This window comes from Desertibacillus haloalkaliphilus, assembly GCF_019039105.1.
Classification (GTDB): Bacteria; Bacillota; Bacilli; order Bacillales; family KJ1-10-99; genus Desertibacillus; species Desertibacillus haloalkaliphilus.
Genome location: NZ_JAHPIV010000004.1, coordinates 160864 through 183181, shown reverse-complemented (window position 1 = coordinate 183181; position 22318 = coordinate 160864). Strand labels below are relative to the sequence as shown.

Below are 22318 nucleotides of genomic sequence, written 5' to 3'. Positions count from 1 at the left end.
CTATAATGGCAACGGGAATGGTAGTAACAATACAAGGAGTTATTTTCTAACAATCATTTGATGATTTATGTTAGATTGTGCTTTTCCATTATCTCCTTTTAGGAATTCAAGCAAAACTCTTGATATCACTTTAACAACAAAGACAAGAAAAAACGAATAGAGCCATTTCCATTGACCTGTAAATTCAAGTGAATTGGTTTTCCTTTCTAGAAGAATTTCATACATTGCTTGAGGTACAGAGAAGAGGATTAATTTCCCTATGATGCCTTTTAGTTGAGAATTATATGTTGATTGACAATACCAAATTGATAAATAAGGACAGATAAAAAAGTCGTATAAAATATTTATTTTTGTAATGTTCGGTAAAGCTCTTTTTGGATATTTTATTTGTTTAGTTTCGACTAAAGTCTTATCAAAAATATAATTAACTAGGCAATTAATCAAAAATAACGGCAACCAAGTCTTTACTGAGGGCTTTTTAAATAAAGTCGGAATCGAACATATACCAAAAATAATACCAAAATATTTAAGTAACCGCTCGACCATGTAGAATCCTCCTTTCACTTTTATGTATTATCAACTGAAATCAAAGGATTATTCACAAAACACATGTGTTGAAGCTGGTGTAGTGAAGGAACATGAAATGAAGCGGTTAAGATGATATTCGGTAGTCCGAACGTTTCCTTACATGGTATAATCATTTTAACATTCGAAAGACGAGATTTTAGAAAGACTGAAGGCAAGCTGGAGGGATATGCCAGAAACGCATCATTACACAATGAATACTGTTATTTCCATAGATAGTAAGAGTGGTGAAGCAACAGAGGTCTCAGATCTTGATTCAACGGGAACGAATAGGGATGGTGTCCCTTTAGTTATCGCGGGTACTTATTACGATAAATTTAGTAATAAGACAGGGGAATGGCGGTTTACAAAAAAAGGGAGTTTAAACTTCATTATTTAACACTTGTCTTAGAGCCTTGGTCAGATCAAGCTGGTTCACGCTTTTTAGGCTTTAAAGTAATAGATGGGTTGAAAGTGACCAAAGGATGAGAAATTTATTTTTATTTCTCATCCTTATGGTTACTCGTTATATTCGTTTTCGTAAATTTAAAGTTTATTAAAAAGAAAGGGGGAATAGGTCTTGAGAAGTATCGGTGTGATTTGCTATAGAAGAGACAGAAGCCTTCTTTGCAGCTATAAAAGACTAAGCCCTAACAGAACTTTCAAATTTGCCTTTGTGTGATCCGTCACAAAATGGTTTATTGTTTGATAGTCCACACCTACATAATGAAAATGTTTGTTTAGTTTCAATTGTGTTCCCCTTACCATCTACTAATTCAACATCTCCTGTTACACGTAAAGAACCATCATCATTAACCTTAATAGTAGCCATTAGGATCCCTACCTTTTCTCAATTTTTTTGTTTGAAAATCAAAACGACTTATTAAACAACTTTATTTATACTAGACGTAATTCATACCAAAAATAAGGGAAGATTATTAATGTATAATGAATTTTGATATATCTGTTACAATCATTATATTCATTTAGCGTTAATTTTATTTTTAGAAACACATAAGGAGTGATCCATGACTATGGGGACAGATAAATCTCAAATATTTCAAAGGTCTGTAAAAGACCAGTGGTATGTAAAGTATGAACAGGCTTCTTTTCCATTTATTCAAAAAGGATGGGTCCTCCCAGTAGATCGGTGGAGTGATTTTGACCCGTTTATCCTAATGGCTGAAGATTGGTTTAAAAGAGGTGCATTTTCTGATCACCCACATCGAGGGTTTCAAACGATTACATATGTTATTGATGGGCGACTAGAGCACATTGACAATGGTGGAGGTAGAGATATTCTAGAACCTGGTGATGTTCAATATATGAATGCAGGGTGGGCAGCGAGGCATGCTGAGGAAGCTGTCGCCGATGACATTGCTCATACTCTTCAACTATGGCTTAATTTACCGAAACATCTAAAGAATACTGAAACGTCCTATCAAAATATATATGCTGAAGATACGCCGGTTCTCAACGTTGAAGGTGGTTCAGTTAGAGTGTTTTCAGGTGAATTTGCTGGCGTTATAGGCCCTTTACAATCTTTGGTTCCAATTACATTGGCAGAAGTTAGTCTTGGTCAAGGAGCGAGTTACATTCATTTACTACCGGAAACACATAATGCATTTTTGTATGTCTTATCAGGGGATATAAATGTCGGGAAGGATAAAACCAACTTGAAAAAGCATGGCGTCGCAACTCTTACGTATGAAGGTAACGGTGACTCTTCAAAGGTAAGCGAATTTAAAATTAAGTCAAATCATAGACGTTCAAGACTCCTCATTTATTCTGGCACACCAATTAAAGAACAAATTGTGCCGTATGGTCCGTTTGTTATGAACACGATGGATGAAATTAAGCAAGCGTACAGCGACTACCATGATGGGAAATTTGGACCACCTGCTGTTTGAAATCGAATATGGGTTAGTTTTGCTTTTTAACCAAGTGGCATTTGATTTTGAAAAAAGCCGGTGAGTATTACCCATTAATTTAAGCTTCGATGTATGGACACAAGACTTTAAGGAAACTATCAATGTTGTAATAAAATAAAAGAGGTGAATTTGATGATCGTAAGTATGTACCCTTACATCATTTTAGATGGTCAAGGCCAAGAGGCGGTTAAATTTTATGAACATGCGTTGGACGCAGAAGTTATCGGTCTGCAAACGTTCGGTGATATGCCTGGTGACCCAGAGTTTCCGACACCGCCAGAAGCGAAAGACCGTGTATTAAATGCCCACTTGAAGGCTGGCAATGCAGAATTAATGATTTCTGACACGTTCCCAGGCCAAACTTACCAGGTAGGTACACACGTGTCAGTGGCTGTTTCGATAAATAATGCTGAAAAAGCAAAAGAAATGTTTGAAAAATTACAGGAAGGAGGCCAAGTGACAATGCCCCTTCAAGAAACATTTTGGAGTCCAGCTTATGGGCAAGTGACAGATAGATACGGAGTTACTTGGCAAGTTTCAACTCAAAAAAGTTGAGCAAAGGAGTTGTTTACTCATTGAACCCATGGAATCAGCGATTTCAAAATCAGAACTATGTCTATGGAACCGAGCCGAATGAATTTTTAGTTAGTGCTCAACAAAAGCTCAAATTATCTGGTGATGTGTTAGCAATAGCTGAGGGAGAAGGGCGTAATGCGGTATATTTGGCTCAACAAGGACTTCATGTAACGGCTTGGGACTATGCTGAGTCAGGTATAGCCAAAACAAATAGGCTCGCTGAAGATAGGAATGTCTCCGTTGAAACGGAACTAGTAGACCTAAATGAAGCTAAATGGCGAAGCGATCGCTGGGATGAGGTTATTTGTATATTCGGTCATTTTCCTGAGGAGTTACGTCAGAAAACTCTTCAAGGAGTAAAGCAAGCGGTAAAACCAGGGGGCTATTATATTAGTGAAGTCTATTCGCACTATCAACTTCCATATAAAAGTGGAGGCCCTCGAGATACAGACCTTTTGTATCGACCAGAAGAGTTTCTTCAGGCTTTCTCAGATTGGCGTATTGTTCATTTTTTTATGGGGGAAGTTGTTCGTCATGAAGGGGAATTGCATAAGGGTTTGTCGCATGTGATTCAATTTATTGGCCAAAAGCCTGAATGAGTCGATTTGTAAAAATGACGAAGTGGCTGTCTCAAAGCAAAGGAATAATGCATCAGCGTAAGTAGGGAAGTTTATGATCATCACGTGGGTTGTAACATAAAGGTAGTATGTCATAGGGACAGCCACTAAGATATTTGCTCGCGATAAGCGAACATCTAGCGTTAATTGTTAGTTGCTAGTGGACATTGGGCGTTGATTTGACTGATTAGTTGTGATGGTTTTCTTCAGCAGCCATTGCAATAGCTTTTGTTTCATGCACAGTGCCGTACGGATGTTGAGGCGGTGCATAAATAGAGTAAAGTTTAATTGGCTGGTCACCTGTATTTGTTAAATTATGCCATTTTCCTGCAGGGATTATTATGGCATAGTCAGCAAAGACTTCCTCCTGAAAATCTAATCGATCTTGTTGATCTCCCATTTGAACAATCCCCTGACCTTCCTCTATACGGATGAATTGATCAAGGTGAGGGTGAATTTCTAACCCAATATCTTCGCCAACACCAATACTCATCAATGTTACTTGTAAATGGGTACCGGTCCATAAGGCTGTACGGAATGTAGTGTTTTGCTTCGTTGCCTCCTCGATATCAACGACAAACGGTTCAGACCCATAATCCGTTACACGGTTTAAAATGTCCTCATTTAAGGAACGAAGTCGTGAAGCGTTCTCTTGCTGACAATGAATTGCCGACAAAAAAAGAGGTTGAAGTTGTGGGTGTTGGGTCATTAGACAACTTCTATAGTCTTCTTCATAACCCTCTACCTCAAGGTTATAAGCTTTCTGTAAACCCTCTCTATAACTTTGAAAAGGGACCTTATCTATTTGGTAGACAGGTTGTTTTCCAGTTAGTGTAAAATAAAGGTTTGTAACTTCATTCAGGTGATTTCTTTTACCTTCTAGGGCATGAAGAATGTCATGTTTATGCTGAGGATCTGGAGCGATAGACGATAAGCGTTGATAAAGGTCGACAGCCGTAGATTCTCTTTTTATTCCTTCTATGACATTTTCAAGTTCAGCTTGATTTTGTTCGTTGTGGTTCGTTGCCATGTTGGCTGCACGATATTGAGGAGGGAAAGCGTTCACGTAATAAGGGTATGGATACGTATTAGACAGATAATACATCATATTCATTCCTTTCAAAGCATGATCAACATTATCATATGCTTATGTCTAGAGAATGTACGTCACTACCTGCATTTCATGTTATGAAAGATTAGATATTATAACCATTGGAATAACCGATTGAAATAGATCTCATGTAAAGAATGAATGTAGGAGAAATAAGTGTGGTAATAAAAACAGGTGCAGTCCTTATGAAAGGAAGAGAAAATGGAAGAAATTGAACGCTCAATTGAGCGTTTTTTTTAATGATCTTGGATACTTTAAAAAAGAGTTAAACATTAGTTTAAGGTGGTGAAAGGATGTTACGGAGGCACTTACTCTTTAATATAGCTGTGATTCTATTCCCTTGGTTATCGTTGTTGTTTATGGAAAAGCGAAGTGTAAAACAGTATTCATTCGCAGGTCTTTTCATTATCATTTTTGAGATTGTAAATCATTTGTATGGGCGCGAGCGAAAGTGGTGGACGTTTTACGATAAGAGAGAATCATTTTTCAAGGATGAGCTTCCTTTTAGCATTGGACCGTATATGCCTCTTTCCATGTGGTTACTCAAGTTATCATACGGGAACTTCAAAAAATTTGTATTCCTTAACACAATTGCCGATGGATTCTTTGCCTTCTATTTCATTGATGTTCTTAAGAGATTTAAAATCATACGTCTAAATCGTTTAAGTCATTTTCAATTTTTTCTGTACTTGCATTATAAAGTTTATCTTCTATACGGTGTACAGTACTTGTTTGAAAGGTTTAAAAGAGCAAGTGTTTGATGATTAAAGATGAAAATTGACGAAGAAATCCCTTAGTAGCTAGGGGCTTCTTCGTCATTGAGAGGTGATTGTGAGAAATCGGCTCGATAATTACTTTCTATTGATGTATTATAGCTTCTCTCCATTTGTAGCAATGACGTCTTTGTACCAAAAGAAAGACTTTTTCTTTTTCCGTTCTAATGTGCCGCTTCCATCGTCATGTTTATCAACATAAATGAAACCATAGCGTTTAGAAAATTCGCCTGTCGACATACTTACCATATCAATGCACCCCCAGCTTGTATAGCCGATTAAATCAACACCATCTTCAATTGCTTCGCCCATGGCTTTAATGTGTTCAAAAAGATAGTTAATCCGATAGTCATCATGGATCGTACCATCTTCCTCCACTGTATCATAGGCCCCTAATCCATTTTCCACAACAAAAAGTGGCTTTTGGTAACGTTCATACAATTTGTTTAAACTAATTCGTAAACCTATAGGATCAATTTCCCACCCCCAGTCACTTGCTTCTAAAAACGGATTTTTTATACCACCGATAATATTTCCTTCTGTTGTTTCCTCATCTGTTTTCTCCTTTCTCTCAGTTCGGGACATGTAATAACTAAAGCCAATATAATCAACCGTGCCTTCCTTTAGTAATTGTAGGTCGCCATCTTGAATGTCTAGGTCAATATTATGTTCTTTGAAGTATCCTTTTATAAAAGCTGGATATTCACCTCGTGCTTGCACATCGGTACAATAGTAGTTAAAAAGTTGTTCTTCCTGAAGGGCATACATGACATTATCTGGATTGGAATCGAAGGGATATACTGGTGCAAAGAGGATCATGCAGCCAATCTTGGAGTTAGGTATAATGTCGTGACAAGCTTTAACTGCAATCGCACTAGCCACAAATTGGTGGTGGAATGCTTGGAAAGTGGGTTGGTATTTATCCTCCTCGGTTTGAATCGCAAAACCAAGACCTTGAATCGGCATGACTAAGCTGCTGTTGATCTCATTAAAAGTCATCCAGTCTTTTACTTTATTCTTGTAACGATTGAAAACTGTTTTTGCATAATTTTCAAAAAATGAATGACTTGACGATTTCTCCAGCTCCCATAGTCTTTTACCAGATGAAAAGGCATTTCATAGTGAGAAAGCGTTACGACAGGTTCAATACCATGTTTATGAAGCTCATCAAAAACACGATCGTAAAAGGCCAAACCGTCTTCATTTGGCTGTTCTTCATCGCCGCGGGGAAAGATCCGAGTCCAAGCAATTGACATGCGGAACACCTTGAACCCCATTTCCGCAAATAACGCAATATCCTCTTGATAGCGGTGATAGAAATCAATGGCTTCATGATTAGGATAGTAATGAACGTGATCGATTTCAAAATTAAATCCAGGCTCCATTAATACGTGGTACCTTTCCTTACCACCTGGAAGTACATCGGCAATATTAAGTCCTTTATTCCCTTCATTATAATAACCTCCAAACATTATTCACTCTTAATCAGTATTTCTTATTTATGTGGTTTTATAAAACCATCATTTTAACTTTGTTTGGGTCTGTGATGATGTGCCAAGAGATCAAATTTAGGAAGAACAGAATACCAAGGTTCTATTGTTGATTGAATGATCGCCAATCATTGGGGTAATCCTAAGGGTGATTATACAAGGGAAAAAGAAAGGAGAAGAGATGGACAAACGACAAGTAGATGAAAAAAAGAATGAACATCAAAATCAGGATCTTTATGGTATCGATCGTGAAATGAGCCTTCAATCTGTCAATTTTGCAACCACTAAAAATTCTTATTTGAATGAATATATGAATGAAAGTCCAGATAACGAAAGTGACACGAATAATGATGAAAGGTAAAAATAAATAGTTATAGGTTTAAAACTGATTAAAGCAACCTTGATAGCGGTTACTTTAATCAGTTTCTGTTGTATTATTTTGATTTTTGAATGAATGGATCGGTACATCGTTCGTTAATGGTGATTTTTCAATCATTTTCTTTTGTTTTTCATCTGTTCGAGTGTCCCAAAGGCTATATTTTATTTTGTTCTGTGAATGTTTATCAGTTGCCAATCGATCACCTCCGTTACTACTACTATTTCATTTTAAACTAAAACTATGCAACAATAACGTCATCTAGGAACTCTACTTAAATAAGTCGATTAAAAATTCAGTTGCTAAATAACGAAACATCTTAAAGGAATCGAATTTTAAATGCTAAACGTTTACACCCGCATTTTCCTGAAGCTAACCCTTTAAAGTCCCTGATGAAATATATATACGTTAAAATGTCTACATAAACAATTTATTAAATCCTTGCATACGTGCCTAACGCAACTGCTACAATTTTACCATCTTCATCTTTTATTTTAGCTTCCATCGTAATTAGTTTTCTTCCACGTTTAATAACATTTGATTCGGCAATAAGCTTTCTACCCTTTGCTGGAGATAAATAATTGATTTTAAGTTCAGAAGTTACGCACTGTTGTATTCCATTTTCTGGTGGTGAAGCTGCGTGTCCCATTGCAACATCTGCAAGTGTAAATGTTACTCCACCATGAAGAACGCCCTCTAAACTATTATATAAGTCTTCTTTCACCTCCAAAAAAGCGGTACAACCACTATTATCCAAATGATCTACCTTAATACCTAAGTACTCATTAAAACGGTTTACACCATGTTCCATATCAAGTCTCCTATGTCATTTATTTTTTATTAACAATATTAAGTATTATTTAAATATATCAAAATTAAGTTGAAGTTTGAAGCAATGATTTTCTTGCGCTAAAAGTAGCATGCCCGACTATCATACACGATATATAAGCCTTTTTGTCGTGAAGCAGTATTCATATCGTTCAAAACTGGCTGAAAAACGGTTTAAAGGAGTCTCCAAAAGAGATGCTGAGCTCATCATTAAGCTTTCTCAAGGGAGTTTCTAACTATTACAGATGATGCGAAATTAAGTAGATCTTGGGGTGGATTCATTTGCTGACCATAAGATAAGGTTTAATTGAAGTTACGTTTGATCCCAAAAACTGTACTATCACTCCAATATCTTTTAAAATATAATAAGTCATAGTTTGTTGACTCTTCCTAAGGATTCTGTTAAACAAACAACCGTCAAAAACAATTCTAAAGTGTTGGCACAAGCAACTTTCGAAGGCATACTGATAGTCCTTTTCTTTGTGTTTCTTCATATCCCTGTAGTACAGAAAGAATGTGGACGGTTTTCTTTATAATGAAAAGTTCATTTTTAGTCGTAGGATCACTATTACTAGCTAGAAGAGCAAAATGTAGAAAACAATACCTGGGCATTTATTGTTAGCAATGGTTTCTTACAAACATTTGCTACAATTACTTATATACTTGGTGTTAACATTGGATAGATGTTAATCGTAGCACTTGCGGGATCACTCCCCACTTTTTACAGTACTTTTTGCTCGGTTGTTGATTAATGAACGTTTAAGCAAATTACAGATTAGTGGTTTTTGGCTTGCTTTGTTAGGAGTGAGTATATTGGTTCTAAGTACTTAAGCCAACTTGTCATATATTAGGAATAGTTGTAATACGAGGGAGGAGTTAAAAGATGGAACAGTTAAGTTTGTTTGGAGACCATGTCCGCAATGACGAAAACGTATCACAGGAAGACACTGCGATAAGCCAATTACCTAAGATGGTACGGAGTTTCGGTCCTGTTTATCATGATCGAATCATTGATGGTATCAATAAGGGATTAAACGCAAAGGAAATTTGTGAAAATCTTATCAATAAGCATGGGGCACCCAGTGAAACTTTTTCCCAGGGAACGCCACGTATTTACCCATTGCTGATGATCTATTTAGAATTTTTATCTGAGGAAATTGAGATGACGCATGTTGATCAGGTGGGGGACGGAACGTTTATACCACTTACTGAAGAAAGTACAAAACCTAGTATTATCTTTAACGCTAAATTTTCAGTGAAAGGTCATTGATACTAATATCGCATTTAATTTTTAGGGAGGGCTTTCACGTGAAAAACTTAAACTTAACCAATCTGAACGGTTTAAAGGTAGAAAAATCGATCAAGTCCCACATCGAAAAGCTAGAGGATCAGCAGGAATTGGCTATCGAGTACCATGAATTTGATAAGGATGTCGGAACGGTGCAGGTCACCGACAAACAAACGGATAAAAAAATTGCCTTTATCGTAATCATTGAGCATGAAAGTAATACGATCCATTTCATCACCGTCACAAAAGATGTTGCTCGCCAACTGCAAACAGGCAATGATATTATGCGTATCATCGAAAACGAACAACGGCATGCGATTGTTATCGATGAAGGGGATCCGATTAATGAAAGCATGATCCGTAGTCTGGCAGTTTCCCTTTATGAGAAATTATAAAGGTTAGGGGTGTATGACAATGGTAAAGAAAACATTAAAAGATAAATCTCGATTAGCTGCAAAGCTAAACAAGAAAAGATGAGCTAACGAAATCGAAAAGAAACATATTGAGTTTATCATTGACGACTTAAAATGGGCACATCCAATCCTTGATGAGGTTGAAAAGAATTTTGAACGAATGATGGATGGTGAGGATGCCTCAGAAGAAGGGTACAGAGCTAGGAATATAGCGCACACGAATTATCTAAATGGGAAAGAAGAAATCGTGAAGCGTTATTACATAGAAAAAGATCTAGACTATTACGGTAGTGAATCTATATAGACATGGGGAGTCTTATGATTTCTGAAGCTACAAAGTAAAAGTTGGAACAATGTGTACATTGTTCCAACTTTTAAGTATCTTCTAGTTTTTGATTATTTTTTTACTTTAATACTTTATTATATACCTCCTTAATTACTTATCTATGGTACATGTAAACAGAGATAAAAGGTGCATCATATCAACATTTTCTTATTGATACTGTATAAAATAACTTTTATAGTAAAATATTGTATATGCAAGAGGAGGCTCATTCTTATGAATATTTTAATTTTAGGTGCAACTGGACGAGTTGGAGGTCAAATAGTAACTTATGCCCTTCATGACAGACATCATGTTACTGTATTAGTTCGCACTCCAGAGAAGATTCAAATAAATAATGGAAATTTAACCATTATTCAAGGGAATGTTTTAAATAAAGATGATATTGTACGAGCAATGCATGGGATTGATGTAGTTATTAGTGCACTAAATACTGATGGGACAACCACTCTATCAGTAAGCATGCCACTAATTATCGAAGCAATGGAAAATGAAGGTATAAAACGAATTATCACTATAGGCACCGCAGGTATCCTACAAAGTAGAACAACTCCCGATTTACTACGTTATCAATCAAGTGAATCAAAGCGTAAGTCAACCCGTACTGCGAAAGAACATCATAAAGTATACGACATGCTCAAACAATCCACACTTGACTGGACTATTGTCTGTCCTACGTATTTACCGGATGGAGAAGGCTTAGGCGAATACCGGGAGGAGCGTGATTTATTGCCTGTGGATGGAATTGAAATTTCCGTACAGGATACAGCAGAATTTACATTTAGCCAGATAAAATCAAGCGATTATATAAAATCACGTGTAGGTATCGCCTACTAATAATATTCTCTTATAGTACTTTTATATTGGATTAAGCCATTTGTTGAAAAAAGTGAGATGCGGAAACCATCCCAATTCTTCAACTAAAGCACTCCTTTCAGGCATGTTTAAAATAGAAATTAGAGTCTAAAATCACAAGGAATTATAAGTAATTAAATCAAATTTCTCTCTGCTTCCTTCGTATAATGCGTCACTTGATCAAGTTGACCATCTTTGAGTTTGGCAGCCCATTCTGGATCAGCTAGCAGTGCACGGCCGACGGCCACATAGTCAAATTCGCCGGCTTTGATTTTTTCATCGACAATTTTTAGATTTTCTTCAATGGTTACCTGCGCATTATCCTGGTTGCTCAAATATGCGCGGTTAATACCAACGGAACCGACCGCAATCGTTGGCTTTTTCGTAATTCGTTTCGTCCAGCCGGCTAAGTTTAAGGTTGGGTCTTCATCTTTAAATTCAGGTTCCCATATTCGTCTTGTAGAGCAGTGGAAAATATCTACGCCAGCTTCAACCAGCGGGGTAAGTAATTGGGCAAGCTCATTAGAATTATGAGCTAACTTCGCTTCATAATCCGTCCCTTTCCATTGGGAAAACCGGAAAACAATCGGAAAGTCCGACCCTACAGCTTTCCGGCATGCACGAACGATGTCTGTAGCAAATTTTGTTCGCTCCCCTAGATCTCCACCATACTCATCATTACGCTTGTTCGTTACTTCCCAAAAAAATTGATCAATTAAGTATCCATGCGCTCCATGCAATTCAATTCCGTCAAAACCGATACGCTTTGCATTTGCTGCAGCTTCGGCATATGCATTAACCATTTCAGCTACTTCTTCTTTCGTTAAAGCCTTAATTTTTTCATTTCTTTTGCCTTTTAAAGTATATCCAGACGGACTGATAGGTGGTGCTTCAATATTTGGTTCACTGCCTGCTTTTCTTGCTGCACCTACATGCCATAATTGCGGAATAATTTTGCCACCTGCTTCGTGGACTTCCCGAACTACATTGGACCAGCCATTTAAGGCGTCCTCTCCATAAAAACGAGGAATATCAGGGCTATGTACAGCCGCTGGGTGGTTGATGGCTGTCCCTTCTGTTATGATAAGTCCAATACCATTCTCTGCGCGTTTGCGGTAATATTGAGAAACATTTTCCCCTGGGACTCCTCCTGGTGAAAAAATTCTTGTCATTGGGGCCATCACTAGCCGACTTGTTAACATTTCCTTTCCAAACGGTACAGATTCAAACAAAGTATAACCTACGCACTTTTGATCCAAGGTGAGCACTCCCTTCCAATAATTGTATTTGTCACTTCCTTTATTCTACAATTTTACTAGATAAATATAAACCAATAAGTCCTAACTTTTTAAATTTCGCCATATGGACATGTGTATCAATTTGCGAGGTGATTCCCCGTTAATGAAATATCTCTTTTAGAGCAACTCAAGGAAATAGTTTTGCAAATAACTTTGTTTCTCCTCGTTTTTTATTTAAGACAAATGTTCATTAAAACTGTCTAATAGATAAACAAAATGAAAGAGGGGGAGATTCTTATGATTCGTTTAGAGAGAGAAAAGCTCAAAAAGGAGGTAATAAAGTCTTATCGAGGACACAGCTCAAGAACTACTCAAGATAGCTAAAGGTTGCTTGTAATTACTTTAAAATTCAGATTATAATGAGGGCGTACAGCTAAAGGGGAGATCATAACGTAATGGCTCGGAGTATGAATTTTGCGTTTTTAAGACCTGTGTATACGGGGGATAAAATCATTTGTGAGGTTAAAATTGAAACATACGAAGAAGATGACAAAAACAGGACAGCTATTGTTGCGTCCTTTTCTTGTAATAACCAATTTGAAAAAGAAGTGCTAAAAGGTGATTTTTCTGGTGTCATACTATAACGTTCGTATACGATCTTCAACAAATAGCTGACAAAGGAGACGAAGTATGGGAATAATAAAAGTCGCATTTTTTGTTGTTATATCGTTACTTCTTATCTCGTGTCAATCAGAACATGATCAAACAAGTTTTCAGGATAATGGAGATCGTGAGCATGAATGGGAAAATGAATATTATCTATGGACGGAAAAACTTTATGGTAATGGTCAACTCATCAAAACAATGGTCCCTTACCTTCAAGATGGGAACTATAAAGAAGCTTCAGCATTAGTTAAAGGATTTAACATTGGGAGAGAAAGGTATAACCTGTATGAACAGTTGGATCGAGAGGTCTACAGTTATCTTGAACAGTATTATGGGGAAGAGGTAGTTCAATCGTTAATAGAAGTTGATGATAATCTTGTACGTACAACTCATGAATTACCAAATTTTTTAAATCAGGATTCGAAAGAGTACCATGAGGAAGTGCTGACTTTATTAAAAGAAATTAACACTAATTATTTTAGTATTGGTGGAATAAATAAAACCGTTACAAATAGGGATCTTTCCCTTTATCATATTTATACTTATCCATATCAAATGACGGATGAACATAACTTAAATGAGATTAAGCAGTTAACGAATGAAGTGAAGAATCAAACAGAAGATCTATTAGACTTGCTAGAAAAGTTTTAATTGAAGTGGAGAATAGTTAAGGGGGGGGCAGAAAATAACTAGTTAAAATATTGGCAGTGGCTTCACTCACCTACAGCGGTTACGCTCATTGCTTAAGGGGTGGGACAAAAGGTAACCTTTATGTCCCAGCCTCTGTTCACTTATTGTTTACTTTCTACATGTAAATTACATAATGTAATTGATGATTTATATCATCATAACTGACTTTTCCCTGTTTCTCGAGTACAGTGCCTCTCATCCAATCCGCAACAAAACAATGCCACCGCGTATAGTTGCATGCCGCCATAAGAAAACAGTCCAGTGATAAGTCCAAAGGCAAAACCTTTAAATTGAGTGGACGGCTCCACCTTTTTGTTATCGTTTGATGCAACATAGGCATAGACAGACCACACTGTTTCAACGAATTAACCGACCAACAATATCGTTGTGTTTGGCAGGGCCATTTCCTCTGTTACCTTCAGTCCACCGTTTCGAAAGAAAAACAAAATGGTTGCTACTAGGGCATAGACGTACCAGATTCTATTCGGAATACTTAGCTTTTCCTTCGGGTCTAGGGGGAGAATACTAATGGCTACGATAATAAGTAGAATCCCTGTATATTCAAATAACCCAAGACGCTCATCGTAAACGAATACTGACATAACGACAATGAAAAGTATGTTTGTATTGACGATAGGGGAGGTGAGACTCCAAAAAGTTGTAATCAACATAAGGATTCTCTTTTGAGGGTTCTTCAAATAAGTTACATTTGATTTGCTTTCGTTTTTCAATAGGTTTCGCCTGTTCTTTATCTTTTTTCTTTTGATAAATCAAAAGTTGATTGTCATTGATTTTTGGAACATGCTTTTGAATGTTTTCTAAAACTTCTTGTTGTGGTGGCTGCAACTCTTTTTCTTGAGTTAAACCTGTGAAAACTTGGCGGATATAAAAATTTGTCGTGTTAAATAAATTCTTAGAATTTGAGCACATTTCATTAAAATACGAGTACATACGATGCCCTTTTTTGACCCAAATTTGCATGGTTTTGTAGTTTGCCATTTTGCTGCCACCTCCAAACATAGGTTCTTATATGGTTATATTATCAATAAAGTTATAAAATTCCTAGTAAAAAAACGCCATTTCACCTCCCACCTAAAATTCCACCGAATTTTTGAGGAAGGAGTCCTCTTGGCTGAAACGATAGACCCTTATCGGAATAGTCGTCAGCAGGGACAACTATTGAAAAAATAGTAAAGCTATTATTATAGTGTGATCAATGGTATGTAAGTGAACAACTTGATCATAAAGAAATAGAGTTTTTACGGATTTTATTAGATGATTTAGACGATATGAAGGGATCACTAATAGACGAAATAGGTATCACATTCAATACATTACTTTACATTTTGACGATGAATAAGCTGTTTGATTAATAGTTATTGTATTTGCAATTTCTTCACTCGGTGGGTTTTCACCAGAATAACCGCATAATAATAATAACTCAATGTCTGCTCCATCATCATGTAAAGGGGAAAATAAATATTGAAAGTATCTGTCTTTACCGAACGGAGAACAACTAGATACAATAAATAAAGAAAAAACAATTAGTAGTTTTAGAGATAACTTCACGAACACCAGCTCCCGTATATTTATTCCAATTATAAGCGAATGGTTACAATTAGCAACTTGTATGATAATTTTAAATCAAAACGGTTTGGCACGTCCGAAAAAAATCGTTTGACTCCATTCAAACGACTTTGACGTATTGTAAATTCATAATAATCTTTACTTTCGGTAAATATAGTGTTGACAACTTAAGTTTATCGATATATCATAATATTTAATTTAATAATATGTAAGCAAAGATTGGAAATAGTAAAAGGACTTATAAGCTTGTCAGAGAGCCGATGGCTGGTGCGAATCGGTAGTTATAACCTTTGAACTCATCCAAGAGCTACTCCCTGAACATATTCAGTAGGGGACGTCGGTTTTCTACCGTTATCAAGATAGATGGTGATGGCCATCGAAAATGAGTGGATTAATATCGTTATGATTAATCAATTAGAGTGGTACCGCGAGCAATGCTTCGTCTCTATATTTTATAGAGCCGGAGCTTTTTTATTTTACTAAACTAACAATTAAAAGGTGGGAGTCAAAATGAAAAATCACGATAAATATTCCAGAGTTTACTTTATGCCTCCAGTACAAAGCTTGAAATGGACAGAAAAGGAGTATATTACGGAAGCTCCTACCTGGTGTAGTGTGGATCTTCGTGATGGGAATCAAGCATTGGTCGTCCCGATGAGCCTAGAGGAAAAGTTAGAATATTTCCAGTTGCTTGTCGAAATAGGCTTTAAGGAGATTGAAGTTGGTTTCCCAGCAGCTTCGGAGACTGAATTTGCTTTCTTACGCACATTAATTGAAGAGAATTTGATTCCTGATGATGTGACTATTCAAGTTTTAACACAGTCAAGAGAGCATATTATTAAAAAAACATTTGAAGCGTTACAAGGTGCGAACAGTGCAGTGGTACATCTATATAACTCCACTTCTGTTGCCCAGCGTGAGCAAGTATTTAGAAAGTCTAAGGAAGAAATTATCGATATTGCTGTCACTGGAGCAAAAATGCTTAACAAATATGCTGCTGAAACCGAAGGGAATTTCAAATTTCAATATTCTCCGGAAAGTTTTACTGGGACAGAAATCGAGTTTGCACTTGAGATTTGTAATAAGGTACTTGAAATTTGGAAGCCGACAGATGATGGCAAGGTTATTATTAACCTACCAGCCACTGTATCAATGTCTATGCCCCACGTTTACGCAAGCCAAATTGAGTATATGAGCGATAACCTGAGGTACCGAGATAATGTCATTCTATCAGTACATCCCCATAATGACAGAGGTACTGGGGTTGCAGATGCCGAGCTAGGAATGCTTGCGGGAGCACAGAGAGTGGAAGGAACATTGTTCGGTAATGGCGAACGAACAGGGAATGTTGACATCGTTACGCTTGCTTTAAACATGTATTCACATGGGGTAGATCCACAGCTGAATTTTGAAGATATCCCTAGCATTATGGCTAAATATGAAAAATTGACAAGAATGAAGGTTCACGAAAGACATCCATATGGTGGTGAACTCGTCTTTACTGCATTTTCAGGCTCTCACCAAGATGCCATTGCAAAAGGTATGAAATGGCACGAGGAAAAAGAACCGGAGCATTGGACAGTACCTTACTTATTAATTGATCCTATTGATATTGGTAGGGAATATGAAGGAGATATCATCCGCATTAACAGTCAGTCCGGCAAGGGGGGAATCGGTTATATTCTCCAGCAAAATTATGGAATTGACCTACCGGCTGAAATGCGTGAAAGTTTTGGATATAGTGTGAAAAATGTTTCAGATCACGAGCACAAGGAGCTTCTGCCGAATGAGATCTATGACATTTTCATTAACGAATATGTAAATGTTAATACACCTGTGGAATTTATCCGTTACAATTACACGAAAAATGATCATTATGAAATGACTGTATCGATCCGCGTCAATCATGATGAACACGAATTTTCTGGTGAGGGAAATGGGAAACTTGATGCTATCAGTAATGCCCTGCAAACCAAACTAGGGCTCGACTATACGGATTTGGTCTATAAGCAACATGCACTTGAAATAGGCTCAGGTTCAAACGCTGTTTCTTATGTAGGAATTACCGCAAAAAATGGCGATGTATATTGGGGATGTGGCATAGACACTGACATTATGACCTCGTCGATAAAAGCTCTGTTTAGTGCCGTTAACAAGATGGTATCTAGCTTAGAGCTTTCTGTTGAAAGCCAACTGATCGAGTCAAATAAATAAGTGGAAATAAAGGGGATCAGAACAAGGTTATTAACTTGGATCTGAAAAATGAAAGAATACTCACCCTCAGCGAACCACAGGTGATGAGGCACAGCTATTTTCCATTGTAGCTGTGCTTTCTCTTGTGAATGTTTCTAAAAGCCTTTTTCCAACACTAACCTATGATGGATGAAGACGATTTTTGTCTTGCAATCTAGTTGTACCTTGATGAAGGAAGCAATATTGTTTTAAATATTTCCCCTAGCTTATTTCAATTCGTTGTATGACCTTCTTAGATATCAGCCGTCAAAGCAAATGCTTAAAGGAAAACCAACAATATTCGTTTTAATAAGAATAAAATGAGTTCAATGGTTGTGGCAGGGAACTGCCCTTTTTTGTCGAAATGACAGTTGGGGTGATTCAATATGGATAAAGTGACAGAAGAAATCATGACTTGGAAAAAGGAACTAGAATCTGAGAAAGTTAAAAATACAGAAGAAGTGAATAAAGAAGCCGAGAAGGTAACGATAGCCAAAACTTCGTACTCTATAGCTGAACAAGCTTTAGATTCAATGGATAGGGGCGAGGAGCGAACAAGGTATTACGAGGAAAATGTGAAGCCTTTAGAAGATGCATTGGATCTAGCGGAACAGCAGTTTGAAAGTATGAAGCTTGCAAAAGGCATGAGGAATGCAAAGATTGATTTATTATTAGCTGAAATAGAAATGAAAGTTAAATGAGTGAGCACCAATTAGGTGCTTTTTTTTATGGGCTAGGAATCTTTTAAGGGGGTACAAATCCTAGGATTGTTGAAATGTTGCCCATGCTATTTAAGTGCGAGTGATCGTATAAATAGGAGTGCGATATATGTACACATATAATTTATTGACAATTTAGAATATTTAATATAATATGTTTCGTACTGAAAGATTATAGGATCTACCAGTACGAAAGGAAGGGATAAAGAGCTATTTTCTATACTTTATCACTTATCGTAAGTGTGTTCTGACTCGCGAAAGGGGGAATTTTATGTTGAGAGCGATATCACAAAGATTTAATGTTGCGGTTGAAAAGTTTTTACCGAATGCTTTTATTTTTGCTATTATCTTGACTTTTGTTACGCTCATTTTTGGGATGGTCGTCGGAGGTGAGTCACTACTTACGATGATCGAATTTTGGTACGGTGGCTTCTGGGACTTTCTTGCTTTCACGACACAAATGATTCTGATCTTAATTACAGGGTATGCTCTTACACAGGCTCCTCTAATTAAAAAGTGGATGACTAATATAGCTAAGAAACCAAAAAATCAACTATCTGCGATCACGATGACGATCACTGTAGCTGCGATTGCTGGTTATATTAGCTGGGGACTCGGATTCGTTCTTGGGACTTTATTTGCAATGGAAGTGGCCCGAAATGTCCAAACAGCAGATTATCGTATTTTAGTTGCTGCCGCTTATACGGGAACGATTGCGATATTACCTGCCAGCATTACAGTTACGGCACCATTGCTTGTGAACACACCGGGGCACTCCCTTGAAGAACAGATTGGCCTAGTTCCATTAACGGAAACGATTTTTAGTCCAGTATTACTAGGGGTTGCCTTAGTGTCTGTCGTTGTCACGATTTGGGCGTATCGAAAAATGGCTCCGAAACCGCATGATGTTCGGCCCTTTGCTCATTTTGCAACAGATGAAATAGCATCATCCGTTGAGGTACAACATGAAAACAAACCTGAACCAGAAAGAACGGTAGCAACAAGGCTCGACAATAGTAAGATACTTAATTACCTCATTGTGCTCATGGGTATGACTTGGATTGTTATTTACTTTAGTCAAAATGGATTTAATTTAGATTTAAATATTTTAAATTTTATGTTTATTATATTAGGTTTAGCTCTTCATGGATCACCACAAAGCTATATTAAAGCGATTACAGGAGGAATGCCTTCTGCTTCAGGAATACTCCTTCAATTCCCTTTTTATGCTGGGATTATGGGAATGATGGCAGGGGCAGGCTTAATTACAGTAATTGCACAATGGTTTGTTAGTATCTCAAATGAATTTACGTATCCGGTCTTAAGCTTAATCGCAGCTGGATTTGTCAATATTTTTGTACCTTCCGCTGGGGGACAATGGCAAATTCAAGGTCCAATTATGGTAGAAGCCGTACAGCAAATGGGGATTCCGGTTAGTGTGGCGATCAATTCAGTAACGATCGGGGATTTATTAACTAACCTGCTCCAACCATTTTTTGTCTTGCCTGCACTTGGTCTAGCTGGGTTATCACTAAAAGACATATGGGGATACTGTCTAGTTTCGATGGTGTTATTATTTATCGTAGCAGCAATCGGGGTTACATTCATTCCAATTTTCCTCTAAAAAAATGATTTTTTAGAGAACATATACACATTCTTTGTTCAAGAAGTCGGGTCATAATATACTGAATTTTCGTAATAGTATATTTGTGGAACTATAAAGCGGAAATATGGTTTAATAAGGAGTTGATTTTATGGGAGGTTTTTCAAGCAGAGAGGTTATTTGGACACCATCTCAACAAAGAATTGACAATTCTACTATGACTAGCTACATGAATTGGTTACAGGAAACCAAGGGGCTTACTTTTAGTAAGTATACTGATTTATGGAAATGGTCCGTTGATGAATTAGAGGAATTTTGGGAGTCGATATGGGACTATTGTGGTGTGAAAGCTGAAAGTAACTTTCAGAACGTGCTATCGGATAGAAAGATGCCAGGAGCAACATGGTTTGAAGGTGCAAGACTAAACTATGCTGAAAATATTTTTACAAAATATCAAGAAGATAAAACAGCGATTTATTTTCGTTCTGAACACATTCGCAGCAAAGAGTTAAGTTGGAAAGAATTAGAGGAAAAAGTGGCATCAGTTGCCCATCAATTAAGACAGCTCGGTGTCAAACGTGGGGATCGTGTTGCGGCGTATATGCCAAACATCCCTGAAACTGTCATTGCCTTTTTGGCAACTGCAAGTATTGGAGCTATTTGGTCCAGCTGTTCTCCAGATTTCGGGACGAATAGTGTTGTTGATCGCTTTAAGCAAATCGAGCCTGTTGTTTTGTTTGCCATTGATGGATACTATTATAACGGTAAAGTTTATGATAAGCGTTCAGTAGTCAATGAACTCCAAGAAGAGCTTGATAGTTTACAACATACGATCGTTGTTCCAAATATGAATGAGAACTCTCAAGTTAGCACGGGAGACAAAACAATCCCTTGGGAACAGATCAGCAAAGAAAATGTTCCACTCACGTTTGAACATGTACCTTTTGATCACCCGTTGTGGATTCTTTATTCATCAGGAACAACTGGAATGCCAAAGCCAATTGTTCAAGGACACGGTGGAGTGTTGGTAGAGGCACTTAAATCAACAATCATTCAACAGGACCTTTATTCAGACGATAAAGTTTTTTGGTTTACAACGACTGGCTGGGTGATGTGGAATCTGCTTGTTTCTAGTTTAGTAGCTGGATCATCGATTGTACTATATGATGGAAATCCTACATATCCAAGTGCAGATACACTTTGGGAATTCGCAGAGGATATTGGGATGACATTCTTTGGTACAAGTGCACCATTTATACACAACTCGCTCAAGCTTGGTATTAAACCTAATGAAAAATATGATCTATCTAAATTAAAAGCACTATATTCGACTGGAGCCCCTTTATCAGAGGATGGGTTTAAATGGGTATATGAGAGTGTAAAGGAAGACATCTGGCTAGCGTCAATTAGTGGAGGAACGGATGTTTTCGCAGCCTTTGTTGGAGGGGTGGGGACAGAACCAGTCGTTGTAGGAGAGATCCAAGGTCGCGGTCTAGGCGTGCATGTCGAAGCATTTGATGAGCAGGGAAATGCATTAGTAAATGAAGTTGGAGAAATGGTGATCACTAAGCCGATGCCATCAATGCCATTATATTTCTGGGGTGATCATGGTAACAAACGATATTTTGAGAGTTATTTTGATACGTATCCAGGGGTTTGGAAACATGGTGATTGGATTAAATTTGATGAGAAGGGAAGCTGTATCATTTATGGACGCTCTGATTCTACGATAAACCGATCGGGTGTCCGAACGGGAACGAGTGATATCTATCGAGTTGTCGAAGGAATTGAAGAAGTGATGGAAAGCATAGCTATTGATATGGAAGTACTTGATCGTCAGTCTTGTTTGATGCTGTTTGTTGTGTTAAAAGATGACACAAAACTGGATCAGGAATTAGTTGCAAAAATAAAACAACAAGTAAGAATGAATGTTTCCCCTAGATTCATACCAGATGAGGTCCATCAAGTGGAGCAAATACCAAAGACGTTGAATGGTAAAAAGATGGAAGTTCCAATTCGGAAGTTGTTGCTTGGATTAGACATGGATAAAGTCATCAATGTAGATTCCGTAAGTAACCCTGAGTCATTACCATATTTTAAAGAATTAGCTGCTCGCTTACAAATGGAGAATAAAGGGAAATTATTTTAATAGAGTCTATACAATGCATAGTCATGCATGTATAGAGAATAAGGATGCAAATTGTAGGTCGGTTTGCATCCTTGTTTTTAGTACTCCAACTAGGAAAAATTAACGAATGGTTATAGGAGGTTTAAGCCAATGGCCATTGTTATTGGCTAATGTTAAAGGAGATTTTAACATAGCTATCGAGTTCGAAATCCTATAAAACCTCACTGCATCGAGTGTATAGTTTAAATTTTGGACGTAAACTTTTGTTGTAGTTTTTTGCTTTAAAAAAA

22 protein-coding genes, 3 pseudogenes and 1 other annotated feature are annotated in these 22318 nt (G+C 37.2%); of the genes and pseudogenes, 16 read left to right on the top strand and 9 right to left on the bottom strand.

From position 1 onward, the window contains the following. Window positions 1-39: 39 nt before the first annotated feature. Entirely contained in the window at window positions 40-546 is a 507-nt protein-coding gene (locus KH400_RS06185; RefSeq protein ID WP_217222968.1) for a CBO0543 family protein, read from the bottom strand. 208 nt (window positions 547-754) lie between these two features. Here KH400_RS06185 and KH400_RS26980 point away from each other — a divergent pair, with 208 nt between their 5' ends. Continuing rightward, on the top strand, window positions 755-964 hold the full coding sequence (locus KH400_RS26980) for a nuclear transport factor 2 family protein (protein WP_217223151.1): 210 nt from the start codon (window positions 755-757) through the stop codon (window positions 962-964). Then, window positions 922-1053, top strand: a complete 132-nt coding sequence (locus tag KH400_RS25265; protein WP_281418652.1) for a hypothetical protein — start codon at window positions 922-924, stop codon at window positions 1051-1053. Before KH400_RS26980 ends, KH400_RS25265 begins: the two co-directional genes overlap by 43 nt. A gap of 154 nt (window positions 1054-1207) precedes the next feature. On the opposite strand, the gene KH400_RS06175 is transcribed toward KH400_RS25265, so the two are convergent. Continuing rightward, window positions 1208-1396: a CDGSH iron-sulfur domain-containing protein gene (locus KH400_RS06175; RefSeq protein ID WP_217222967.1), complete on the bottom strand. Its 189-nt coding sequence runs from the start codon at window positions 1394-1396 to the stop codon at window positions 1208-1210. A gap of 202 nt (window positions 1397-1598) precedes the next feature. Between KH400_RS06175 and KH400_RS06170 the strand changes: the two genes are divergently transcribed. From KH400_RS06170 to KH400_RS06160, 3 genes are all read left to right on the top strand, one after another. Then, window positions 1599-2474, top strand: coding sequence for a pirin family protein (locus KH400_RS06170; protein WP_217222965.1), 876 nt, complete (start codon window positions 1599-1601; stop codon window positions 2472-2474). A gap of 153 nt (window positions 2475-2627) precedes the next feature. Further along, window positions 2628-3050: a VOC family protein gene (locus tag KH400_RS06165; RefSeq protein ID WP_217222963.1), complete on the top strand. Its 423-nt coding sequence runs from the start codon at window positions 2628-2630 to the stop codon at window positions 3048-3050. 20 nt (window positions 3051-3070) lie between these two features. Further along, entirely contained in the window at window positions 3071-3670 is a 600-nt protein-coding gene (locus KH400_RS06160; protein WP_217222961.1) for an SAM-dependent methyltransferase, read from the top strand. Between the two features lie 205 nt (window positions 3671-3875). On the opposite strand, the gene KH400_RS06155 is transcribed toward KH400_RS06160, so the two are convergent. Both KH400_RS06155 and KH400_RS06150 read right to left on the bottom strand, forming a co-directional pair. Then, a complete protein-coding gene (locus tag KH400_RS06155) occupies window positions 3876-4796 on the bottom strand; it encodes a cupin domain-containing protein (RefSeq protein WP_312889059.1) in 921 nt (306 codons plus the stop codon). Between the two features lie 872 nt (window positions 4797-5668). Further along, a pseudogene (locus KH400_RS06150) lies at window positions 5669-7044 on the bottom strand (glycoside hydrolase family 1 protein). Between the two features lie 199 nt (window positions 7045-7243). On the opposite strand from KH400_RS06150, the gene KH400_RS06145 reads away from it, so the two are divergent. Next, window positions 7244-7423, top strand: a complete 180-nt coding sequence (locus KH400_RS06145; RefSeq protein ID WP_217222958.1) for a hypothetical protein — start codon at window positions 7244-7246, stop codon at window positions 7421-7423. 54 nt (window positions 7424-7477) lie between these two features. Here KH400_RS06145 and KH400_RS06140 read toward each other — a convergent pair whose 3' ends face one another. Continuing rightward, entirely contained in the window at window positions 7478-7636 is a 159-nt protein-coding gene (locus KH400_RS06140) for a hypothetical protein (protein ID WP_217222956.1), read from the bottom strand. 235 nt (window positions 7637-7871) lie between these two features. Further along, window positions 7872-8249, bottom strand: coding sequence for a PaaI family thioesterase (locus KH400_RS06135; RefSeq protein ID WP_217222954.1), 378 nt, complete (start codon window positions 8247-8249; stop codon window positions 7872-7874). 716 nt (window positions 8250-8965) lie between these two features. Here KH400_RS06135 and KH400_RS26960 point away from each other — a divergent pair. The 4 genes from KH400_RS26960 to KH400_RS06115 all read left to right on the top strand — a co-directional run bounded on the left by KH400_RS26960 (window position 8966) and on the right by KH400_RS06115 (window position 11147). Continuing rightward, window positions 8966-9097 (top strand): EamA family transporter, encoded by a 132-nt coding sequence (locus KH400_RS26960; protein WP_217222952.1) that lies wholly within the window; start codon window positions 8966-8968, stop codon window positions 9095-9097. Between the two features lie 52 nt (window positions 9098-9149). After that, window positions 9150-9536, top strand: coding sequence for a DUF3895 domain-containing protein (locus KH400_RS06125; protein ID WP_217222950.1), 387 nt, complete (start codon window positions 9150-9152; stop codon window positions 9534-9536). A gap of 38 nt (window positions 9537-9574) precedes the next feature. Then, window positions 9575-9949 (top strand): hypothetical protein, encoded by a 375-nt coding sequence (locus tag KH400_RS06120; RefSeq protein ID WP_217222948.1) that lies wholly within the window; start codon window positions 9575-9577, stop codon window positions 9947-9949. A 577-nt stretch (window positions 9950-10526) separates the two neighbouring features. Then, the gene (locus tag KH400_RS06115) at window positions 10527-11147 is read left to right on the top strand and encodes an NAD(P)-dependent oxidoreductase (RefSeq protein ID WP_217222946.1); all 621 of its coding nucleotides are present in this window, start codon (window positions 10527-10529) and stop codon (window positions 11145-11147) included. Between the two features lie 152 nt (window positions 11148-11299). Here KH400_RS06115 and KH400_RS06110 read toward each other — a convergent pair whose 3' ends face one another. Further along, complete coding sequence (locus KH400_RS06110; protein WP_281418650.1) at window positions 11300-12424, bottom strand: NADH:flavin oxidoreductase; 1125 nt, start codon at window positions 12422-12424, stop codon at window positions 11300-11302. Window positions 12425-12843: 419 nt separating this feature from the next. Between KH400_RS06110 and KH400_RS06105 the strand changes: the two are divergent. Further along, a pseudogene (locus tag KH400_RS06105) lies at window positions 12844-13047 on the top strand (hotdog family protein); the annotation flags it as partial. A gap of 46 nt (window positions 13048-13093) precedes the next feature. Then, window positions 13094-13720, top strand: a complete 627-nt coding sequence (locus tag KH400_RS06100; RefSeq protein ID WP_217222944.1) for a hypothetical protein — start codon at window positions 13094-13096, stop codon at window positions 13718-13720. Window positions 13721-14124: 404 nt separating this feature from the next. Here KH400_RS06100 and KH400_RS06095 read toward each other — a convergent pair whose 3' ends face one another. Next, window positions 14125-14361 carry a hypothetical protein gene (locus tag KH400_RS06095; RefSeq protein ID WP_217222942.1) on the bottom strand — a complete coding sequence of 79 codons (237 nt, stop codon included), beginning with the start codon at window positions 14359-14361 and terminating at the stop codon, window positions 14125-14127. 43 nt (window positions 14362-14404) lie between these two features. Then, a pseudogene (locus KH400_RS06090) lies at window positions 14405-14758 on the bottom strand (RNA-guided endonuclease InsQ/TnpB family protein); the annotation flags it as partial. 794 nt (window positions 14759-15552) lie between these two features. Further along, window positions 15553-15796: a binding site (T-box leader), on the top strand. A gap of 60 nt (window positions 15797-15856) precedes the next feature. Here KH400_RS06090 and KH400_RS06085 point away from each other — a divergent pair. The 4 genes from KH400_RS06085 (at window position 15857) to KH400_RS06070 (ending at window position 22049) form a co-directional block, all read left to right on the top strand. Next, window positions 15857-17560, top strand: a complete 1704-nt coding sequence (locus KH400_RS06085; RefSeq protein ID WP_217222940.1) for a 2-isopropylmalate synthase — start codon at window positions 15857-15859, stop codon at window positions 17558-17560. Window positions 17561-17964: 404 nt separating this feature from the next. Further along, entirely contained in the window at window positions 17965-18279 is a 315-nt protein-coding gene (locus tag KH400_RS06080) for a hypothetical protein (protein ID WP_217222938.1), read from the top strand. A gap of 289 nt (window positions 18280-18568) precedes the next feature. Beyond that, window positions 18569-19921: a short-chain fatty acid transporter gene (locus KH400_RS06075; protein ID WP_217222936.1), complete on the top strand. Its 1353-nt coding sequence runs from the start codon at window positions 18569-18571 to the stop codon at window positions 19919-19921. Between the two features lie 130 nt (window positions 19922-20051). Then, on the top strand, window positions 20052-22049 hold the full coding sequence (locus KH400_RS06070; protein WP_217222933.1) for an acetoacetate--CoA ligase: 1998 nt from the start codon (window positions 20052-20054) through the stop codon (window positions 22047-22049). The last annotated feature ends 269 nt before the right edge of the window (window positions 22050-22318 follow it).

Bases quoted from the DNA above. Each gene is read 5' to 3' on its own strand.
- KH400_RS25265 (WP_281418652.1), top strand. From the start codon at position 922: ATGGCGGTTTACAAAAAAAGGGAGTTTAAACTTCATTATTTAACACTT.
- KH400_RS06085 (WP_217222940.1), top strand. From the start codon at position 15,857: ATGAAAAATCACGATAAATATTCCAGAGTTTACTTTATGCCTCCAGTA.
- KH400_RS06070 (WP_217222933.1), top strand. From the start codon at position 20,052: ATGGGAGGTTTTTCAAGCAGAGAGGTTATTTGGACACCATCTCAACAA.
- KH400_RS06185 (WP_217222968.1), bottom strand. From the start codon at position 546: ATGGTCGAGCGGTTACTTAAATATTTTGGTATTATTTTTGGTATATGT.
- KH400_RS06175 (WP_217222967.1), bottom strand. From the start codon at position 1,396: ATGGCTACTATTAAGGTTAATGATGATGGTTCTTTACGTGTAACAGGA.
- KH400_RS06165 (WP_217222963.1), top strand. From the start codon at position 2,628: ATGATCGTAAGTATGTACCCTTACATCATTTTAGATGGTCAAGGCCAA.
- KH400_RS06095 (WP_217222942.1), bottom strand. From the start codon at position 14,361: ATGTCAGTATTCGTTTACGATGAGCGTCTTGGGTTATTTGAATATACA.
- KH400_RS06115 (WP_217222946.1), top strand. From the start codon at position 10,527: ATGAATATTTTAATTTTAGGTGCAACTGGACGAGTTGGAGGTCAAATA.
- KH400_RS06170 (WP_217222965.1), top strand. From the start codon at position 1,599: ATGGGGACAGATAAATCTCAAATATTTCAAAGGTCTGTAAAAGACCAG.
- KH400_RS06100 (WP_217222944.1), top strand. From the start codon at position 13,094: ATGGGAATAATAAAAGTCGCATTTTTTGTTGTTATATCGTTACTTCTT.
- KH400_RS06080 (WP_217222938.1), top strand. From the start codon at position 17,965: ATGGATAAAGTGACAGAAGAAATCATGACTTGGAAAAAGGAACTAGAA.
- KH400_RS06075 (WP_217222936.1), top strand. From the start codon at position 18,569: ATGTTGAGAGCGATATCACAAAGATTTAATGTTGCGGTTGAAAAGTTT.
- KH400_RS06155 (WP_312889059.1), bottom strand. From the start codon at position 4,796: ATGATGTATTATCTGTCTAATACGTATCCATACCCTTATTACGTGAAC.
- KH400_RS06145 (WP_217222958.1), top strand. From the start codon at position 7,244: ATGGACAAACGACAAGTAGATGAAAAAAAGAATGAACATCAAAATCAG.
- KH400_RS06135 (WP_217222954.1), bottom strand. From the start codon at position 8,249: ATGGAACATGGTGTAAACCGTTTTAATGAGTACTTAGGTATTAAGGTA.
- KH400_RS06125 (WP_217222950.1), top strand. From the start codon at position 9,150: ATGGAACAGTTAAGTTTGTTTGGAGACCATGTCCGCAATGACGAAAAC.
- KH400_RS26980 (WP_217223151.1), top strand. From the start codon at position 755: ATGCCAGAAACGCATCATTACACAATGAATACTGTTATTTCCATAGAT.